Annotated in this window: 13 protein-coding genes and 1 pseudogene; 8 read left to right on the top strand and 6 right to left on the bottom strand. The window is 55.7% G+C overall.

Features of this window, described 5'->3' with window-relative positions; translation table 11 throughout:
• Window positions 1-13: 13 nt before the first annotated feature.
• On the bottom strand, window positions 14-1597 hold the full coding sequence (locus tag ABMV07_RS05555; protein ID WP_197689969.1) for a carboxylesterase/lipase family protein: 1584 nt from the start codon (window positions 1595-1597) through the stop codon (window positions 14-16).
• A 19-nt stretch (window positions 1598-1616) separates the two neighbouring features.
• Between ABMV07_RS05555 and ABMV07_RS05550 the strand changes: the two genes are divergently transcribed.
• The 5 genes and pseudogenes from ABMV07_RS05550 (at window position 1617) to ABMV07_RS05530 (ending at window position 11661) form a co-directional block, all read left to right on the top strand.
• Window positions 1617-2429 (top strand): shikimate 5-dehydrogenase, encoded by an 813-nt coding sequence (locus ABMV07_RS05550; RefSeq protein ID WP_197689574.1) that lies wholly within the window; start codon window positions 1617-1619, stop codon window positions 2427-2429.
• A 284-nt stretch (window positions 2430-2713) separates the two neighbouring features.
• Window positions 2714-2839 (top strand): annotated as a pseudogene (locus tag ABMV07_RS05545) (transposase); the annotation flags it as partial.
• 367 nt (window positions 2840-3206) lie between these two features.
• Window positions 3207-4037: a hypothetical protein gene (locus tag ABMV07_RS05540; protein WP_088266735.1), complete on the top strand. Its 831-nt coding sequence runs from the start codon at window positions 3207-3209 to the stop codon at window positions 4035-4037.
• A gap of 7 nt (window positions 4038-4044) precedes the next feature.
• A complete protein-coding gene (locus ABMV07_RS05535; RefSeq protein WP_197691948.1) occupies window positions 4045-7785 on the top strand; it encodes an ABC transporter ATP-binding protein in 3741 nt (1246 codons plus the stop codon).
• 162 nt (window positions 7786-7947) lie between these two features.
• Window positions 7948-11661, top strand: a complete 3714-nt coding sequence (locus tag ABMV07_RS05530) for a multifunctional oxoglutarate decarboxylase/oxoglutarate dehydrogenase thiamine pyrophosphate-binding subunit/dihydrolipoyllysine-residue succinyltransferase subunit (RefSeq protein ID WP_088266733.1) — start codon at window positions 7948-7950, stop codon at window positions 11659-11661.
• Window positions 11662-11716: 55 nt separating this feature from the next.
• Here the strand turns inward: ABMV07_RS05530 and ABMV07_RS05525 are convergent, their stop codons facing one another.
• Together ABMV07_RS05525 and ABMV07_RS05520 are read right to left on the bottom strand one after the other, a co-directional pair.
• Window positions 11717-12397, bottom strand: a complete 681-nt coding sequence (locus tag ABMV07_RS05525; RefSeq protein WP_088266732.1) for a hypothetical protein — start codon at window positions 12395-12397, stop codon at window positions 11717-11719.
• Between the two features lie 50 nt (window positions 12398-12447).
• Entirely contained in the window at window positions 12448-12957 is a 510-nt protein-coding gene (locus tag ABMV07_RS05520; protein ID WP_014301711.1) for a general stress protein, read from the bottom strand.
• A gap of 125 nt (window positions 12958-13082) precedes the next feature.
• Here ABMV07_RS05520 and ABMV07_RS05515 point away from each other — a divergent pair, with 125 nt between their 5' ends.
• From ABMV07_RS05515 to ABMV07_RS05505, 3 genes are read left to right on the top strand one after another with little or no spacing between them, the layout of a single operon-like run.
• On the top strand, window positions 13083-14372 hold the full coding sequence (locus tag ABMV07_RS05515) for a magnesium transporter MgtE N-terminal domain-containing protein (RefSeq protein WP_088266750.1): 1290 nt from the start codon (window positions 13083-13085) through the stop codon (window positions 14370-14372).
• Window positions 14373-14375: 3 nt separating this feature from the next.
• Window positions 14376-14972: a DUF1003 domain-containing protein gene (locus tag ABMV07_RS05510; RefSeq protein ID WP_197691949.1), complete on the top strand. Its 597-nt coding sequence runs from the start codon at window positions 14376-14378 to the stop codon at window positions 14970-14972.
• 12 nt (window positions 14973-14984) lie between these two features.
• Window positions 14985-16118, top strand: coding sequence for an Mrp/NBP35 family ATP-binding protein (locus ABMV07_RS05505; RefSeq protein WP_088266731.1), 1134 nt, complete (start codon window positions 14985-14987; stop codon window positions 16116-16118).
• Between the two features lie 2 nt (window positions 16119-16120).
• On the opposite strand, the gene tatB is transcribed toward ABMV07_RS05505, so the two are convergent.
• Genes tatB through sigE form a run of 3 tightly spaced genes read right to left on the bottom strand, consistent with a single transcriptional unit; the run spans window position 16121 to window position 17684 of the window.
• Window positions 16121-16564, bottom strand: a complete 444-nt coding sequence (tatB, locus tag ABMV07_RS05500; protein ID WP_088266730.1) for a Sec-independent protein translocase subunit TatB — start codon at window positions 16562-16564, stop codon at window positions 16121-16123.
• A 30-nt stretch (window positions 16565-16594) separates the two neighbouring features.
• Complete coding sequence (locus ABMV07_RS05495; protein WP_088266729.1) at window positions 16595-17008, bottom strand: anti-sigma factor family protein; 414 nt, start codon at window positions 17006-17008, stop codon at window positions 16595-16597.
• A 40-nt stretch (window positions 17009-17048) separates the two neighbouring features.
• Window positions 17049-17684, bottom strand: a complete 636-nt coding sequence (sigE, locus tag ABMV07_RS05490; RefSeq protein ID WP_174688201.1) for an RNA polymerase sigma factor SigE — start codon at window positions 17682-17684, stop codon at window positions 17049-17051.
• Window positions 17685-17745 lie beyond the last annotated feature (61 nt).

Here is a 17745-nt window from a genome sequence, read left to right as displayed (position 1 = left end):
CCTTCCTGCAAAGCTATTGTTCTAATTCCAACGGAGCAAAATAAGTAGGTTCCTCATACAAACCCAGCGCGCGCAGGAGATCCTCGCGCCCCAAACCCCACTCGGTCATATCGTATTCGGACCACGCACGGCGGCGCTGCGAAAACGGGTCATAAATCACCCGCGACTCCTGATCAAATACCATCGTCGCCCGCCCAGGCTCTGTATCGCCAGCAGTGTGATACGACGGCCAAGCCTCACTAGGCTGACCATGATGAATAAACCGCGCCCAATGAAACTGCATCTGCTCACCAAGCTGCTTCAAAGCAAGACGCGAATTTCGAACATTAAGACCTGACATCCGAGAAGCATTCATATCACCAAAAATTGGAGTCAACTCCATCGAATGCATAGCCCCCAACCCCAGCCATCGTAACAACGCAGGCGCAAAATCAAAGCGATACATCCACGTCTGAGCAACCGCCGAATGAGCCTGAGCCGCTGCAATACTCGGCGCCCAAAAAACACCATCCGCAATCAACTGCGCAAAATCTCGACGCCGCTTAGCACCCTGATACACGCCCAACACATGATCGGCACTATGCGGATCAAAGGTAGTAAGCACTCGATGCGCAGCCCTCGTACGCGCCTTGGACCGCAAATACATGCCCTTAGCAAACGACGTCTCATCCACATTCGTCCCCACAAGAAGAGGGACCTTCAACTGCTGACCACGCTCAAAAACCTTAAGTGGATGTTCAAAAAGCGTCGTGCCATCCACCGTTGGGGAATAACACGAATTGAGATAAATCAGTTCCCTACTCCGCCACATCATCGACTGCCCGGCGCGAATAATATCTGCAACCGGCAACTCGCGTAACTCTTTAAGGCTATGTACTCCTAGTCGTTGTGTAAGCATTCCAGCCCACAGGGTCGACTGTGCTTTGGAGTGAATAGCTGCGATGGGTGGTGATTGCGCGATGGCTTTGTGGAAGAGTCCCGTCGCGGTTGGCGTACACATCAAAGTAAGCACTGCCGCACCACCTGCGGATTCGCCCATGACGGTGACGTTAGTGGGATTCCCGCCGAATGCCTGGATGTTGGCTTGAATCCATTTCAATGCAAGAAGCTGGTCCAAGATAGCGGGATTAGCAACGCAATCATCTCCTAGTGAGCGCAGGTCGAGGTATCCCAATGCGCCGAGGCGGAAATTGATAGCTACATAAACAACATCCATGCTGGTTGCTAGGTGGTGCCCCCGTAAGAGTTGTTCGTGGCTGGACCCATAAACAAAGGATCCACCGTGAAAGTAGACCACAACTGGCAGGCGGCGGTCGTGGTCTGGTCGCACGATGTCTAGATTGAGGCAGTCTTCGGAACCACGAATGCGATCACTTGGACCATAGGTTGGCTGCGCGGCAACAGACGCGTAGTGCGTGCAGTCTTTTATTTCTTTCCACGGGTGCGGGGATGTTGGGGCGCGGAAGCGGTCTGCCCGCCCGTAGGGAACGCCACGCCAGGTGCGCACCGTTGGGGTGGTGTCGGTGGCTGTGGTGCTTAACCCTCCTACTCGGCCAGACGTGGTACGTACTACGTCGTTGGGGGTCCAATCACTCATATGTTTTAGAGTAGGTGACATGGTAAATCTCGTCGACCGAAATACCGTTTTGTGTGTCTCATTGGCTGCACGTCCCTCAAATCATGGGGTGCGCTTTCATAATTGGCTATATGACCAGCTGGGATTGAACTTTATCTATAAGGCAATCGCGCCGGCAGATATTACTGCTGCCGTGGCTGGAATTCGCGGATTGAATATTCGTGGCGCGGGTGTGTCCATGCCCTATAAGCAGGACGTTATCCCGCTGATAGATGCGCTTCACCCCTCGGCAAAACGCATTCATGCTGTGAACACGATTGTTAATGACGACGGTGTACTCACCGGATATAACACCGATTATGTCGCGGTTGCCTCGTTGCTTAAGTCCCATGAGATTCCCGCTGATATGAGCGTTGCAGTCCGTGGTTCAGGTGGCATGGCCAATGCGGTTGTAGCAGCACTAGCTGACCATGGCATGACGGGCACTGTGGTTGCGCGCAATGCGGAAACTGGTTCCGCATTGGCACAGCGCTATGGTTGGGAGCATTCCACCGAGGTACCGGCTAAAACCAGCATGTTGGTTAATGTGACTCCCCTTGGTATGTACGGCGATCATGAACATGTGCAGGCGTTTAGCGATGCCGAGATCGATGCTGCGCAGGTGATCTTCGACGCCGTTGCCTATCCGGTAGAAACTCCACTGATCAAAGCAGCTGAGACTAAGGGCAAAAAGATTATTACCGGTGGTGAGGTGATCTGTTTGCAGGCTGCTGAGCAGTTTGCGCTCTACACCGGAGTAACTCCCTCTGTTGCGTTTGTGCGCGCGGCAGAAGATTACACACAGCAGGGTTAATCGGCTCTTCCGGTTTTAGAGTGCATTGATTAGCTCGCCGAGGGGTTCGGGCGTGGCACAAGATATTAGGGTCCTTGGCTTTGTAGGAAAAGGGTATCTAAACCATCCACCCCAAAACCATGGACCTACTGTGCAGCCTAACGGAAATGCCATCGGCGATACCATCTGCCGCACCACAGAACTAGGAGCAACTACCACCAAGGCCGCAGAACACGGTGATAGTCACCGTTATTGAAGCCGAGCCCATCAAGTCCATCAACGAATACCCCACGTGCAGGCAACCTAAAGTATTGCGCGACCACGTCGAATTCCTACGCGGTATCGCCTTGGGATTCCGCAACCTCGACCACTACATCTTGCGGTGCCTGATCCACGCCGCCAACATCCAACACACAATCAATGCACTCTAAAACCGGAAGAGCCACCAAACGGGGGTATTCCGAGGCATTTTGCACAGAACTTCACACCAAATCGCTTCCAAACCGGCCGTTTGGCTGGATTTGGTGTGAAGTGCCGTCTTTTCGGGGGTGAGCGGGGGTGGCGCGCCCACCAACGCCAGTCAATCCTAGCCAAGCCATGGTTGTGAAAACGTCCCACTCCACACAGAGCCACGCCCGAACCCCAGCGAACTAATCAATGCACTCTAAAACCGGAAGAGCCGGTTAATCTCTCTCCTAGAGACGATCGTTGCAGAATTGTGATCAATTGTTGGAACGGTCGCTGTCCGCTATCCGTTGAACCATGCGTAACCTCGAACACAATGTAAGGAAGAACATTATGGGTTTTGTACGAAAAACACTGGGATCCCTCGGGGATTCTGTAATGTTTGGTCGCCGCGATTCCAAGGAGCAGGCGGTCACCGACGCATTTGGTTCTGATGCCCAGGCCTTGATTGCGGAATCCGGCATGGCGGGCAAAATCTTGGTTACTTCCTTGGATCGCGTGGTTCATCTTCAGCGCAGTGCCATCACCGGCTATGTCGATTGGTTACGATCTAAGAACCCAGAGGCAAGCCCTGCAGAGATTCAAGACTTAATGAATAAGCACTTCGTCCGCCTAGCCACAGGTACGGGCGCTGGTGCTGGTACTGCAGCGGCCATCCCAGGTATCGGTTTTGTTACCGGCGCTCTTACGATTAGTGCGGAATCTTTAGTGTTCCTTGACGCCGCAGCGTTTTATACGGTGGCATCGGCTTACTTGCGTGGCGCAGACATCACGGACCCAGAGCGTCGTAAAGCGCTTATCTTGGTGGCATTGTCCGGATCACAAGGAACCGCTCTTGTCGACGCCTCCCTCACCGCCACTAGTTCCGTCAGTGCAATTTCGCGCATGAGCCCTGGCAATGTGCGGGAAGTTAACAACCAGCTAGTAAAGATTGCGCTGAATCAGATCAGCAAGCGCATGAAACAAGCGTGGATCGGCAAGATCATGCCAATGGGAATTGGCGCAGTGTTGGGTACGATGGCCAATCGCAAGCTGGCCACTAAGGTAGTGCACAGCACATCAGAATCTCTTGGCGCACTGCCCAGTGCTTTTGATACCCCGGCACCGAGTGAAGATGAGGTCCAAGAACCCGTCGCCTTGCTCGCCTCACAAGTAAAGGAATAAACCAGATATGTCGCCCAACGTTGGCTCCAAACTTCGTGCCATGTTGTGGCGACAACCGTGGATCGTCGTCGCCGCTGTCATCTCCACTGTGATGACCACGCTTTTCGACGCCACCATCCCCCTCCTAGCGGGCTCCGCAGTAGATACTGCCACCGGTGCTCTAGGAGGAGGCAATGCCGAAGTCCAGCGTGTGGTCTGGATTTTGGTCGCCACCGCTCTCGCCCGCTACGTTTTCCAATTCGGGCGGCGATTTTTCGCAGGCGTGTTATCCAACACCTTCCAGCACACCCTGCGCGTCAGCGTTCTTGATTCCTTGCAGCGTCTCGACGGCCCCCAGCAAGACAAACTGCGCACCGGCCAAATAGTCTCACGCTCAATTTCTGACCTCAATCTTGTACAAGCAATGGTGGCCATGTTCCCGCTGCTGATCGGACATGTTCTCAAAGTGGTCATCACCATAGGAATTCTGGCGTGGATCAACGTCTGGCTCATGTTCATCGCAGTCGCCTGCATCCCACCGCTGGTGTGGCTCTCACTCCGATCACGCACCACATTGTTTGCCGCAACGTGGTCGGCGCAGCATAGCGTTGCCAATCTAGCCACACACATCGAACAAACCGTAAGCGGTATCCGCGTTGTTAAAGCATTCGCGCAAGAGTCACGAGAACTCGATCGCCTGGACGAACTCAGCACGCAGGTCTACGCCGAACAGATGCGCTCGGCGCGACTTTTTGCCCGCTATCGCCCTCTCGTGCAACAGCTTCCTACACTCGCACTGGTCATAGGCATTGGCTTAGGTGGTTGGCTCGCCCTCGATGGGCACATCACTATCGGCTCATTCCTAGCGTTTAGCACCTATCTCACGTCCATGACATCGGTGGTGTCCATGCTTGCCGGCATGGTCGTTCAAATGCAGATGAGACTCAGCTCATTCGACCGCGTTATGGATGTTGTCGACATGACTGCCGAGCACCCCGATCCGGAACATCCTCTAGACCTTCCTGCAGGACCGTTGTCACTCGAACTTGAAAACGTCCACTTTGATGGGATTCTCAACGGCACGACCCTCACCGTTCCCGCCGGCGATACTGTAGCTATTGTTGGCCCACCCGGCTCCGGAAAAACAATGGCCGTGCAGCTACTATGCGGTTTTTATCGCCCCGAGAGCGGACAGATCCGACTAGGAGGAGTGGATACTACCCAGCTGCGTCGCCATGACCTACGCAGCGCCGTAGCCTGCGTTTTTGACGACCCTTTTCTCTATTCTGCAAGTATTCGCGACAACATCGCTATGGGACGAAACATCACCGATGTTGACATCGAACGTGCTGCCCGCATCGCACAAGCCCACGACTTTATTACCGCACTTCCCCACGGGTATGACGAAATAGTCGGCGAACGAGGACTCACGCTTTCTGGTGGTCAACGCCAACGTATCGCTATCGCACGAGCGGTGCTCGAACGTCCGCGCGTGCTCATTTTGGATGATGCAACCTCAGCTATCGATGCCACCACTGAGCACGCCATCTACGAGCAGCTCAGTACAGAACTATCGGATGTCACCATCCTCGCAGTAGCGCACCGGAACTCTACGCTATCCCTAGCAGATTCGGTTGCACTTATAGATGACGGACGCATCGTCGATCACGGCAGCCTTAGCCATATGCGCGCGAACCCCCAGTTTGTCTACCTCATGGACGTGCAAGAACACCTACGCAAACGCAACTCCCATGAGCCCTTTGTTCCCTTTGACGACGGCACCGAACCCGAGTGGACACAACTCTGGCCAGAAATCGCATCCTCTCCACACGACTCGCGCCTCACTATTAATTCCTCAGCCATGAAAGCGGCGGCATCCGTAGCAGGCTCCAACCCCGCGACGGGCGGACGGGGACGCAGCCGCGCCGGCATGGCGGCGTCGATACCTGCAACTCCCGAGCTCCTCGCCCGCGTGGATGCCCTCCCTCCTAGTCGCGACACACCAGGCCCGCGCCCACTCCTCGATCACGACCACGGCAAGGTAACTGCCCATCAACTTTTTGCCTCAGTACGATGGCTCATTGTGGTTGTCATCGGACTCTACATCGTAGGCGTGGCAGCCAGCTTGACCATCCCCACTTTGGTGCGTGCTGCCATCGACCGCGGCGTCACAGCGCATAATCCATCAGCACTGTGGATAGTCACTGGCCTTGGAATCGGCGTGGTCATTGTGGCATGGCTTGCCGATATCGCCACCACCATCGTGACCGCTCGCACCGGCGAACGCCTGCTGTACCACCTACGATTGCGATCGTATGCACAACTGCGGCGTCTTGGCATGGACTACTTTGAAAAAACCATGTCGGGAACCATCATGACGCGCATGACCACCGACATCGAAGCCCTCAATAGTTTCTTACAAACAGGGCTTGCCCAAACTGTCGTCTCCCTCACCACGCTGATAGGAATCCTCGCCCTCCTAGGCGCGACCAGCCTGCAACTGTTTGCTATCGCGGTCATCGGCGTGCCCCTCATCGGCGTTGCCACCGTTTTTTTTAAACGCATCTCCTCACGGCTCTATACCCAAGCTCGCGAACAAATAAGCGGAGTCAACGCATTATTCCAAGAACACATCGGTGGTCTAAGAAGCGCCCAGATGGCACGTATGGAAGACGCTGCACTCGCTGATTTTTCCACACAAGCAGCACGTTATCGCGCCACCCGCATCAAAACCCAAACCGCAGTCGCCGTGTACTTCCCAGGTATCAACGCTGTGAGCCAAATCCTGCAAGCAGCTGTGCTCGGAGTAGGCGCACACCTAGTAGCACATGGAGAACTCGCCGCCGGTGTACTCGTTGCTTTCCTACTGTATTTGGATCGCCTCTACGGCCCGATCCAACATCTCTCCCAAGTTTTCGACTCCTACCAACAGGCACAGGTGGGTTTCCGCCGAATCTCCGACCTGCTTTCTACTCCTAGTAGCGTTCCCAACGAAGGATGCCTAGTTCCGACGCAAAGCAAAGACAAAGGAACCGACATCACTTTTCATAACGTCGGCTTTTCCTACTCTCACGACAGCGCACCCGTGATCGACAACCTGACGTTGACGATCCAACCTGGTTCCACAGTGGCCTTAGTCGGCTCAACTGGCGCTGGAAAATCGACCATTATAAAACTTATCGAACGCTTCTACGATCCAACAACAGGCGAGGTGACATCGAAACGCCACGATATTCGCGACTACGACATCCACGCGTGGCGACGCACCGTAGGATTCGTTCCCCAAGAAACCCACCTGTTTACCGGCACCGTTGCCGAAAACATCGCCTATGGCCTCCCCGACGCCACCGCTGAAGAAATCACCGACGCTGCCCGCCGTGTTGGGGCCCTGCGTGCAATCGCTGCCATCGACGGCGGCTTCCGCGCCACTGTTGGCGAACGCGGCCAAGGGTTATCTTCAGGACAACGTCAGCTCATTGCCTTGGCACGGGCAGAGATGATGAAGCCAGAAATCTTGCTTCTCGACGAAGCCACCGCAACGCTTGATCCGGCAACCGAAAAAACGATCTTGTCTGCCGCCGAACGGCTCACGCAAACACGCACCTCGGTCATTGTTGCCCACCGATTAGCCACCGCCGCGAAAGCAGACCGGATACTTGTGATTGCAGACGGGGCCGTCGTTGAAGACGGCGACCATGCAAGCCTACGCACTAATGGGGGTATTTACGCCACAATGTGGACACATGGCGAACAAGAAATCCCGCGATAAAGGCGCGTACAATAGGTGAAATCCCACTGTGCACGTATGGGGAGGCGTTTTTCTTTCTCGGCAGTTCACAGTTCGAGGAAGAAAACCGATAGCCTGTAGTGAAGCTATTACAGTGTGAATAGACGTTAGAAATCTCACAAAGAAATGAGGCGAGCACCTGCAGTGAGCAGCGCTAGTACTTTCGGCCAGAACTATTGGCTGGTAGACGAGATGTTCCAGCAGTTCCAAAAGGATCCGCAGTCCGTAGATAAGGAATGGCGCGACCTTTTCGAGAAGCAGGGTGCCCCGAGCACACCGGGAACTGAGGCTAAGAACACCTCCTCACAGCCAGCCACCCCTGCAAAGAAGCAACCAGCACCGGTCAAGAAGCCAGCACCAACTACGGCTTCTGCCCCAGCTTCCACCGAAGCTAAGGCTGCACCAAAGCCAGAGAGCAAGAAGCCTGCCAAGAAACAGCAGTCTTCCCCACTCGAGCGCGCAGGCGAGCTGCCCACAGCTGGTTCCTCCGCAATCAAGGGCATTTACAAGGCAATTGCTAAGAACATGGACGAGTCGCTCGAGGTTCCTACCGCGACCACCGTTCGCGATATGCCAGTAAAGCTGATGTGGGAAAACCGCTCCATTATCAACGAACATCTCAAGCGCACCACCGGTGGCAAGGTCTCCTTTACCCACATCATCGGCTACGCCGTGGTCAAAGCAACCATGGCCCACCCCGATATGAACAACTACTACGAAGTTGTTGACGGCAAGCCAACTCTCAACACCCCAGAGCACATCAACATGGGCTTGGCTATCGACGTCCAGCAAAAGTCCGGTGCCCGCGCACTGGTCGTTGCTGCCATTAAGGAGGCCGAAACGCTTTCCTTCGCCGAGTTCGTCGCTAAGTACGAGGACATCGTGGCACGCTCCCGCGTGGGCAAGCTCACGATGGATGATTACTCCGGTGTGACCATCTCTTTGACCAACCCAGGTGGCATTGGTACCCGTCACTCCGTACCTCGTCTTACCAAGGGCCAAGGCGCCATCATCGGCGTTGGTTCCATGGATTACCCAGCTGAATTCGCAGGTGCATCCGCAGACCGCCTCGCAGAGCTAGGTGTTGGCCGCTTAGTCACCATCACCTCTACGTACGATCACCGCATCATTCAGGGTGCGGAATCCGGTGAATTCCTGCGCACCATGAGCCAGCTATTTATCGATGATGCCTTCTGGGATGAGATCTTCGAATCCATCGGAATCCCTTACGCACCGATGCGCTGGGCTTCCGATCTTCCTAACAAGGGAATCGATAAGAACACCCGCGTGATGAAGCTCATCGAGGCATACCGCTCCCGTGGACACCTCATTGCAGACACCAACCCATTGCACTGGCACCAGCCAGGCATGCCAGTCCCAGACCACCGCGATCTAGACATCGCCACGCACGGTCTTACCCTGTGGGACCTTGACCGATCCTTCAACGTTGGTGGCTTCGGCGGCAAGGAAACTATGACACTGCGCGAGGTGCTCGGTCGCCTCCGCGCCGCCTACACTCTCAAAGTTGGCTCGGAATACACCCACATTCTCGACCGCGACGAACGCCTCTGGTTGCAAGACCGCATCGAAGCGGGCATGCCGAAGCCTTCCTACGCTGAGCAGAAGTATATCCTGCAGAAGCTCAACGCGGCACAGGCTTTCGAGGACTTCCTCCAGACCAAATACGTTGGCCAAAAGCGTTTCTCCCTAGAAGGTGCCGAGGCACTGATCCCGCTGATGGACTCCGCCATCGACACCGCCGCAGGCCAAGGCCTCGACGAAGTTGTTATCGGTATGCCACACCGCGGCCGCCTCAATGTGCTGGTCAACATCGTGGGCAAGCCACTTGCAACCGTATTCACCGAGTTCGAAGGCCACATCGAGCCAAAGGCTGCCGGTGGATCTGGCGACGTGAAGTACCACCTCGGTGCTGAGGGCACTCACATCCAAATGTTCGGCGACAACGAAATCAAAGTTTCGCTTGCCGCTAACCCATCCCACCTCGAAGCAGTCGACCCCGTGATGGAAGGTATTGCCCGCGCAAAGCAAGACCTCCTAAACAAGGGCGACTCCACTGACGGCTATTCCGTTGTTCCTATGATGTTGCACGGCGACGCTGCATTCGCAGGCCTCGGCATCGTTCAAGAAACCTTGAACCTCGCCCAGCTGCGTGGCTACACCGTCGGCGGCACCATTCACATCATCGTGAACAATCAGATCGGCTTCACCACCACCCCAGACTCCGGCCGCTCTAGCCACTACGCCACCGACCTAGCCAAGGCCTACGGCTGCCCTGTCTTCCACGTCAACGGTGACGATCCAGAAGCAGTGGTATGGGTTGGACGCCTCGCCACCGAGTACCGTCGCCAATTCGGCAAAGACGTCTTCATCGACATGATCTCTTACCGTCGTCGCGGCCACAACGAAGCCGATGACCCATCGATGACGCAGCCAGAGATGTACAAGCTGATCGACGCCCGCAAGACCGTGCGCGAACAGTACAAGGAAGACCTCCTAGGCCGTGGCGAACTGACGACCGAGGACGCCGAAAAGGTACAGCGTGATTTCCACGACCAGATGGAATCCATCTTCAACGACGTCAAGGAAACCGAAAAGAAGCCATTCGAAACACAAGCTGGCATCACTTCCTCCCAGGAAATTCCACACGGCCTTGAAACCAACATCACCCGTGAAGAACTCGTAGAAATCGGTCAGGCCTACGCCACAGCACCAGAAAACTTCGAGTTCCACCAGCGCGTAGCACCAGTAGCAAAGAAGCGCCTCGAGGCAGCTCAAAACGGTGGCATTGACTGGGGTTGGGGCGAGCTCATCGCCTTCGGCTCCCTCGCAGCAGGCGGCAAGTTCGTTCGCCTCGCAGGTGAAGATTCCCGACGCGGCACCTTCACCCAGCGCCACGCAGTGGTCTACGATCCACGCACCGGTGAAGAGTTCAACGGCCTCAACGACCTTGCTGAGCGCAAGGGCAACGGCGGTAAGTTCCTCGTGTACAACTCCGCCCTAACCGAATACGCCGGCATGGGCTTCGAATACGGCTACTCCGTAGGTAACGAAGATGCCGTCGTCGCATGGGAAGCACAGTTCGGTGACTTTGCCAACGGCGCCCAGACCATCATCGACGAATACATCTCCTCCGGTGAGGCCAAGTGGGGCCAGACCTCCTCCGTGATCCTTCTTCTTCCACACGGCTATGAAGGACAGGGCCCTGACCACTCCTCCGCACGCATCGAGCGCTACCTGCAGCTCTGTGCCGAAGGCACCATGACCGTGGCACAGCCCACCACCCCAGCCAACTACTTCCACCTCCTACGCCGCCACGTACTCGGCGGACTGAAGCGACCACTCGTCGTATTCACGCCAAAGTCCATGCTGCGTATGAAGGCTGCAACCTCAAGCGTGGAAGACTTCACCCAGGTGAAGAAGTTCCAGTCCGTCATCAACGACCCACGCTTCGTTAACGGCGAATTAGACAAGAACAAGGTCAAGAAGATCATGCTGGTGTCCGGCAAGCTCTACTACGACCTTGCTAAGCGAGCACAAAAAGACAAGCGTGACGACGTAGCCATCGTCCGCATCGAAATGCTCCACCCAATCCCATTCAACCGTCTCAAGGAAGCCTTCGACTTCTACCCGAACGCCGAAGAAATCCGCTTCTGCCAAGACGAACCAGCAAACCAAGGCCCATGGCCATTCCTGCACGAACACCTACCAGAGCTCATCCCAGGCATGTTGTCGATGAAGCGCGTCTCCCGTCGCGCACAGGCCTCCACCGCCACCGGCCTATCCAAGGTCCACGCAGTGGAACAGCAGCAATTGCTCGACGAAGCATTCACTGACTAAGAATTGAAAGGGCGGCCTCTCCTAGAGGGGCCGCCCTTTTTGTTTGCTGTGCTTTCTACTCACCAAATAGTTTGTCATTGACAGCCGTTGCCGCACTGCCATGCGACTGCGCATAACTAACTAGTTCATCAAAATCAATCTGTGCCAATCGTGCAGTCATATGATTCAACGTTGCTAACTCATGATGATTAAACACCGGCATGCGATACAACGGAACAATACTTTGCGGAAGAAACTCTTGATCCTCCTTGCACGCCATCGCATTGGAAGGATCCGTCGCATCAACACGGTTGCCTAAACGAGCCATCAGCTCCTTATAAGTGCGATCACGCCACTGCCCTCGGTTAGAACCAAAACGGTCCTCATCGGTCGTGTATTCCTTACTTAGTTCTGCCGCAGCCTTCGCATCATGAGCTTTAAGCTCTCGGCCAGTACAACTGATATACAAATCCGCACGCCCAGTAGACAACATGCTCACCGAATCCGCGCTGTCTCTTTCCCCAACACGAACATGCACAACCGCGAGACGGCCCGCATCTTTAGTTAACGCCTGCTTGTATGCCTCACCAAGAACTGCCTGAGCCCAGTCGTCAGGATCAATAACGATGGAAACAACCTTGGTCTGATCAAAATTCTTTGGGGTTTCCGGCTCAAACTCAGCGCACGCAGCCCCTCCTAGTCCCACTACAGCAACAGTGCCTAGGAGGAAGGTTTGGGTCACATGACCTCGTTTCATAGCGCCAACCGGCCCCTTTCCGCGTTTAACAACGTTCATCTGCGTCTAGCTTATCGCGCAGAGCGCATGTAGTTAGCAATGGCATCCCGTGCTTCTCGTGCAGCACTCGGATGACAGAGGACGTCGTAACGCCCTGCGACGATATGCGTACTAGAAGCAAAGTCGCGTTTCCCGTTCGTGGAAGCGTATTGCACGGCGGCAAGCCCCATACCAAACACGACGCCAAGCGGAATGCCCATCATAAGCGCTGCTCCCCAGGTTCCTGACACCATGCCCATCACAACGGCAACAAAAAGACCCATCCATGCGCCGGAAGCAGCTCCGCCAATGAGCACCCTCCCCCATGTGAGTTTGCCCACTACTCGCTCTACTTCCATGAGATCTACACCCACGATGGTGAGCTTATCCACCGGAAAGTTGTTGTCCGCCAACATATCCACGGCCGCCTGAGCCTGCGCGTAGGACTCAAATGAACCAACCGGCCAGCCTTCAGGCTTAGCACGATCACGCAGCTGGGCTGGGGTGTTGTCGCTAGGACGAGCATTGAAGTTGAGGGTCATCAGTATTCTCCTCGTGCGGTACGCACAACATATTCGTTCGGTGGTGTTCTCCTCCTAGTCAACGACTAAGTCACAAAGATAGTTCCGATGTGGTTCATCGCCTTGAACCACGTAGACTGGCCGTTATGAGTCAAGTGACACGTGTGTATGCAGGACGTCTCGCCGGCATGATTGTCCGCGGACCCGATACTGACGCCATAGGCCGTGTACGCGACGTAATTGTCAATGTTCGCCCCAACGGCCAACCCTCGCGCGTTTTGGGTTTGGTTGTCGAGATGATGAACAATCGGAAGATCTTCCTTCCCATGCTTCGCGTTGCTGCTATCGAGCCTCAGGAAATTACGCTGGTTTCTGGATCAGTGTCGTTACGCGCATACAAACCGAGAAACGGCGAGGTGGCGATCATCGCCGATATCGTCGGCTCCAAAGTCCACGTCGACGACCCCGAACTCGATCACCTCCACGGGCGCCCCGTCGAAGTCGCAGACATCGAGCTAGAACGCACCCGCACCCGCGACTGGGCAATCTCACGTGTTGCGGTCATTGGGGAACGCCCCAAATTCGGACGCCGCCCCGAGCTGTTCACCTGCCCATGGTCGCACGTACACGGCATCTCCGCAGGTGGTGTAGGAATCACCGACGCAGCCGCCGAACTCATCGCAGAATTCGAAGACATGCGCCCCGCCGACATCGCCACCGTCCTCTACGAGCTACCCGACGCCCAACGCGCCAACGTAGCCAAAGAGCTTGACGACGACCGCCTCGCCGACGTCCTGCAAGAAATGTCCGAAGACCGCCAAGCAGAACTCATCGAAACCCTCGACATCGAACGTGCCGCCGACGTCCTCGAAGAAATGGACCCCGACGATGCCGCCGACCTCCTCGGCGAACTCGATGACGATAAAGCCGACGTCCTCCTAGAGCTCATGGACCCAGAAGAGTCCGCCCCCGTGCGCCGCCTCATGAGTTTTAGCCCCGACACCGTCGGTGCACTCATGACGCCCGAACCACTCATCCTCTCCCCGCAAACAACCGTCGCAGAAGCACTCGCGCTAGCACGCAACCCTGACTTGCCCACCTCACTGGCCAGCATTGTGTTCGTCGTCCGCCCGCCAACGGCAACCCCCACCGGCAAGTACTTAGGATGCGTGCACCTGCAAAAACTCCTGCGCGAACCTCCTAGCGAGCTCGTCTCCGGCATCCTCGACCCCGACTTGCCACCGTTATGGGCCAGTGACTCCCAAGAAACAGCCGCACGCTACTTTGCTACCTACAACCTTGTGTGCGGCCCCGTCGTGGACAACGACAACCACCTCCTAGGCGCGGTGGCCGTCGACGACCTCCTCGACCACATGCTCCCCGACGACTGGCGCGACACCGGCATTCGCCCCGACGAAACACCAAAGGAGGTGTAGCTCATGACGGAATACAACAACCGTTCCGAGCTCGACACCCCATTTCTCAAACAACGCCGCAGCTTCCTCAAACTTGACGACGACACCATCGGCGCCTACGCCGAAAAAATCGCACGATTCTTCGGCACCGGCACCTACCTCATGTGGCAAACCGTCTTCGTGGTGCTGTGGGTTGCACTCAACTGCGGCGTCTTCGTTTGGCAATGGGATCCCTATCCCTTCATCCTGCTCAACCTTGCGTTTTCTACGCAGGCAGCCTACGCAGCGCCGCTCATCCTCCTAGCACAAAACCGTCAAGAGGACCGCGACCGAGTCTCCTTAAACGAGGATCGCCGCCGCGCCTTTGAAACCAAAGCAGACACGGAATTTATTACCCGTGAGCTCGCCGGCCTGCGCCTTGCCGTGGGTGACATGGTTTCTCGTGACTACCTGCGCCACGAGCTCGAAGACCTACAGAACATGCTCGACCGCATCGAAGCCAAACTAGACGACGAAGCCGCATCGCGTGTCGCCCTGATCCACCAAATTAACGAATCCGGCCACGAAGAGATCTCCGACCCCACCCAAGGTGACCTTCGCGAGCACGATAAAAACGAGTAACCTAACACATCGATGACACATACACTGACTGAATCTGACGTGCGCGCAGCCCTAGCCCGCGTCGAAGACCCCGAAATCGGCAAGCCGATCACCGAAATCGGCATGGTGAAATCCATCAACATCGACGGCAATAACGTCGACGTAGACATCTATCTCACCATCGCTGCCTGCCCCATGAAAAACACCTTGGTGACCAACACCAAAGCAGCAATTGAAGACATCGACGGCGTCGGAACAGTCAACGTCGGCACCGACGTCATGAGTGACGAACAACGTCGTGAACTACGAATGTCGCTACGCGGCAGCGTTGACGAGCCCGTCATTCCCTTCGCACAACCCGACTCCACAACACGAGTATTCGCAGTAGCATCCGGCAAAGGCGGCGTCGGCAAGTCCTCCATGACCGTCAACCTCGCCACCGCCCTCGCCGCACGCGGACTCAAAGTAGGCGTCCTCGACGCCGACATCTATGGACACTCCGTACCAGGCATGCTCGGCTCCACCGACCGCCCCCACGCCGTCGACGACATGATCATGCCGCCACAAGCCCACGGCATAAAACTCATCTCCATCGCACACTTCGTCGAAGGAAACGCACCCGTCGTATGGCGCGGGCCCATGCTCCACCGAGCCATCCAACAATTCCTAGCCGACGTATTCTGGGGCGATCTCGACATCCTCCTCCTAGACCTCCCACCAGGAACAGGCGACATCGCCATCTCCGTGGCACAACTCGTCCCCAACGCAGAACTCCTCGTGGTCACCACACCACAATCTGCAGCAGCCGAAGTAGCCGAACGTGCCGGTTCCATCAGCATCCAAACCAACCAAAAAATTGCCGGCGTGATCGAAAACATGGGATCCATGGTCCTCCCAGACGGCAGCACCATGGATGTGTTCGGCAGCGGTGGCGGACAGGCGATGGCTGATCGACTAAAGACCCTCACGGGTACCCCCGTCCCCCTCCTAGGCAGCGTGCCACTCGACCCACGTTTGCGAGAAGGCGGCGACGCAGGCACTCCTATCGCAGTCAGCGATCCCCAGTCGCCAACTGGCGCCGCAATCCATAAGATTGCAGAAAAACTCGTCGTCCGCCGTGATTCCTTAGCCGGAAAACCACTCGGACTAGGAGTTACAAGCCACTAAAACTAAGTGATGTCATCCCAGCTAAAGCCCGCCTTTGGCTGGGATTCTTTGTTGCTAGGAGTTTGAGGAGAGGCTGGATCACCAGCGGGCTGCGGATTTATGCCACGCTCGCGGTATGCCTCGCCTTCAGTGTCACTGGCCATGATCTTTTTCGGATCAAAGTTATCCATGAAGTTTTCGTCTTCATCAAACAAAGCTTTGGTGAGCACCGCTTTGGGACCCATGCGTTGAATAGACGCAATCTTGTTAATTGGTTCACGGAACTCATCAAACTCCGCACCCAAATTGCCATTGAGCTCTTCTTTGGCATTGTTAATGGCCTTTTTTGCCGCATAAATCGCAGCGCGAACATCCTCGATAACTTTCGGGAGTCGCTCAGGACCAATGATTATCAATCCGAGAATGAGGACCGTGAAGATTTCTGGCCAACCAATGGAGGAAAACACCCCTCCTACTCTAGCCTGTTGACCGAAATTTTAACGATCGTACTGTCGCAAGGCTTCGTTGCGTGCCTCACGAAGAGTCTTTGTAGTTTTGTAAATATTCCTAGCAACCCCATCCAATTTGTCTAGGAAGGATTGGGGGGACGACGGCACTTCCTCCGCCGTAGGCCCATCAGGGCAACAAGCAGCAATCGATTGCAGTTTGGCGATCAAATCAGAAGAAGGCCGCATGTCCGAGTTGTTGCCGTCGCGTAGGCGGTCGGCTGCGCGACGCTGGCGATGGATTTCCTCCCTGCACTCGGGGCAGTGAACCAGATGAATTTTGGCACGATGTGCTGCCGCAGGACTGAGCTCGTTGTCAACAAAAGCTGCAACAGCCTCGGGGTTGAGATGCTCCACTGATGCGAAGTGACGCACCTTGTTTTTAGGGGAGTATTCTTTTTTCATCTGGTAATAGTCACCTCCGCCATCGAACTGTACCCCGATTTTATCTCCCAGTGGCTAGGAGGAGTTGGGCACCTTCATCGCTGGTTGCTTGGTTCTCCAAATGTGCACGCAATTGGGAGCGTCCGCGGTGGATTCGGGAACGAACGGTGCCCATTTTCACACCTAAGGTGTCTGCGATTTCGTCATAGCTCATGCCGACGACGTCGCAAAGCACGACGGCGACGCGAAAGTCAGGGCTGAGGTCGTCGAGAGCCTTTTGAAGCGCTGGATCCAAGTTAGACACGTTGTACGCCTGTTCGGGCGTCATGTCTGTACCTGGAACGCGTTCGTAATCTTCAGGTAGGGCCTCCATGCGAATTTTTGCACGGTGGCGCACCATGTCGAGGAATAAGTTGGTGGTGATACGGTGCAACCAGCCTTCGAAGGTTCCAGGTTGATAGCCTTTAAGCGACCGGAATACACGCATGAAGGTTTCTTGGGTCAAGTCTTCCGCATCGTGCTGATTACCGGACAGGCGGAAGGCTAGACGGTAAACGCTATCGGCGTGTTGGGCAACGAGTTCTTCCCATGAAGGCATGTCGCCTACGCCTGCGTCGAAAGCTGCGGTTCCAGTCAACTCCTCGGTGGCTACGTCGGCGTCGGTGCTAGGGAGGGCGGAGCCGTGCGTGTATGTCATGGTTGTTGATTGTGCCGGACTGTTCTGAGGAAAACCAACCAAGTTCCTGCAAAAAGGCTGG

It is taken from the genome of Corynebacterium belfantii, assembly GCF_041898185.1.
Taxonomy (GTDB): Bacteria; Actinomycetota; Actinomycetes; order Mycobacteriales; family Mycobacteriaceae; genus Corynebacterium; species Corynebacterium belfantii.
The sequence above is the reverse complement of the archived record's forward strand: the minus strand, read 5'-3'. Positions and strand labels throughout refer to the sequence as shown.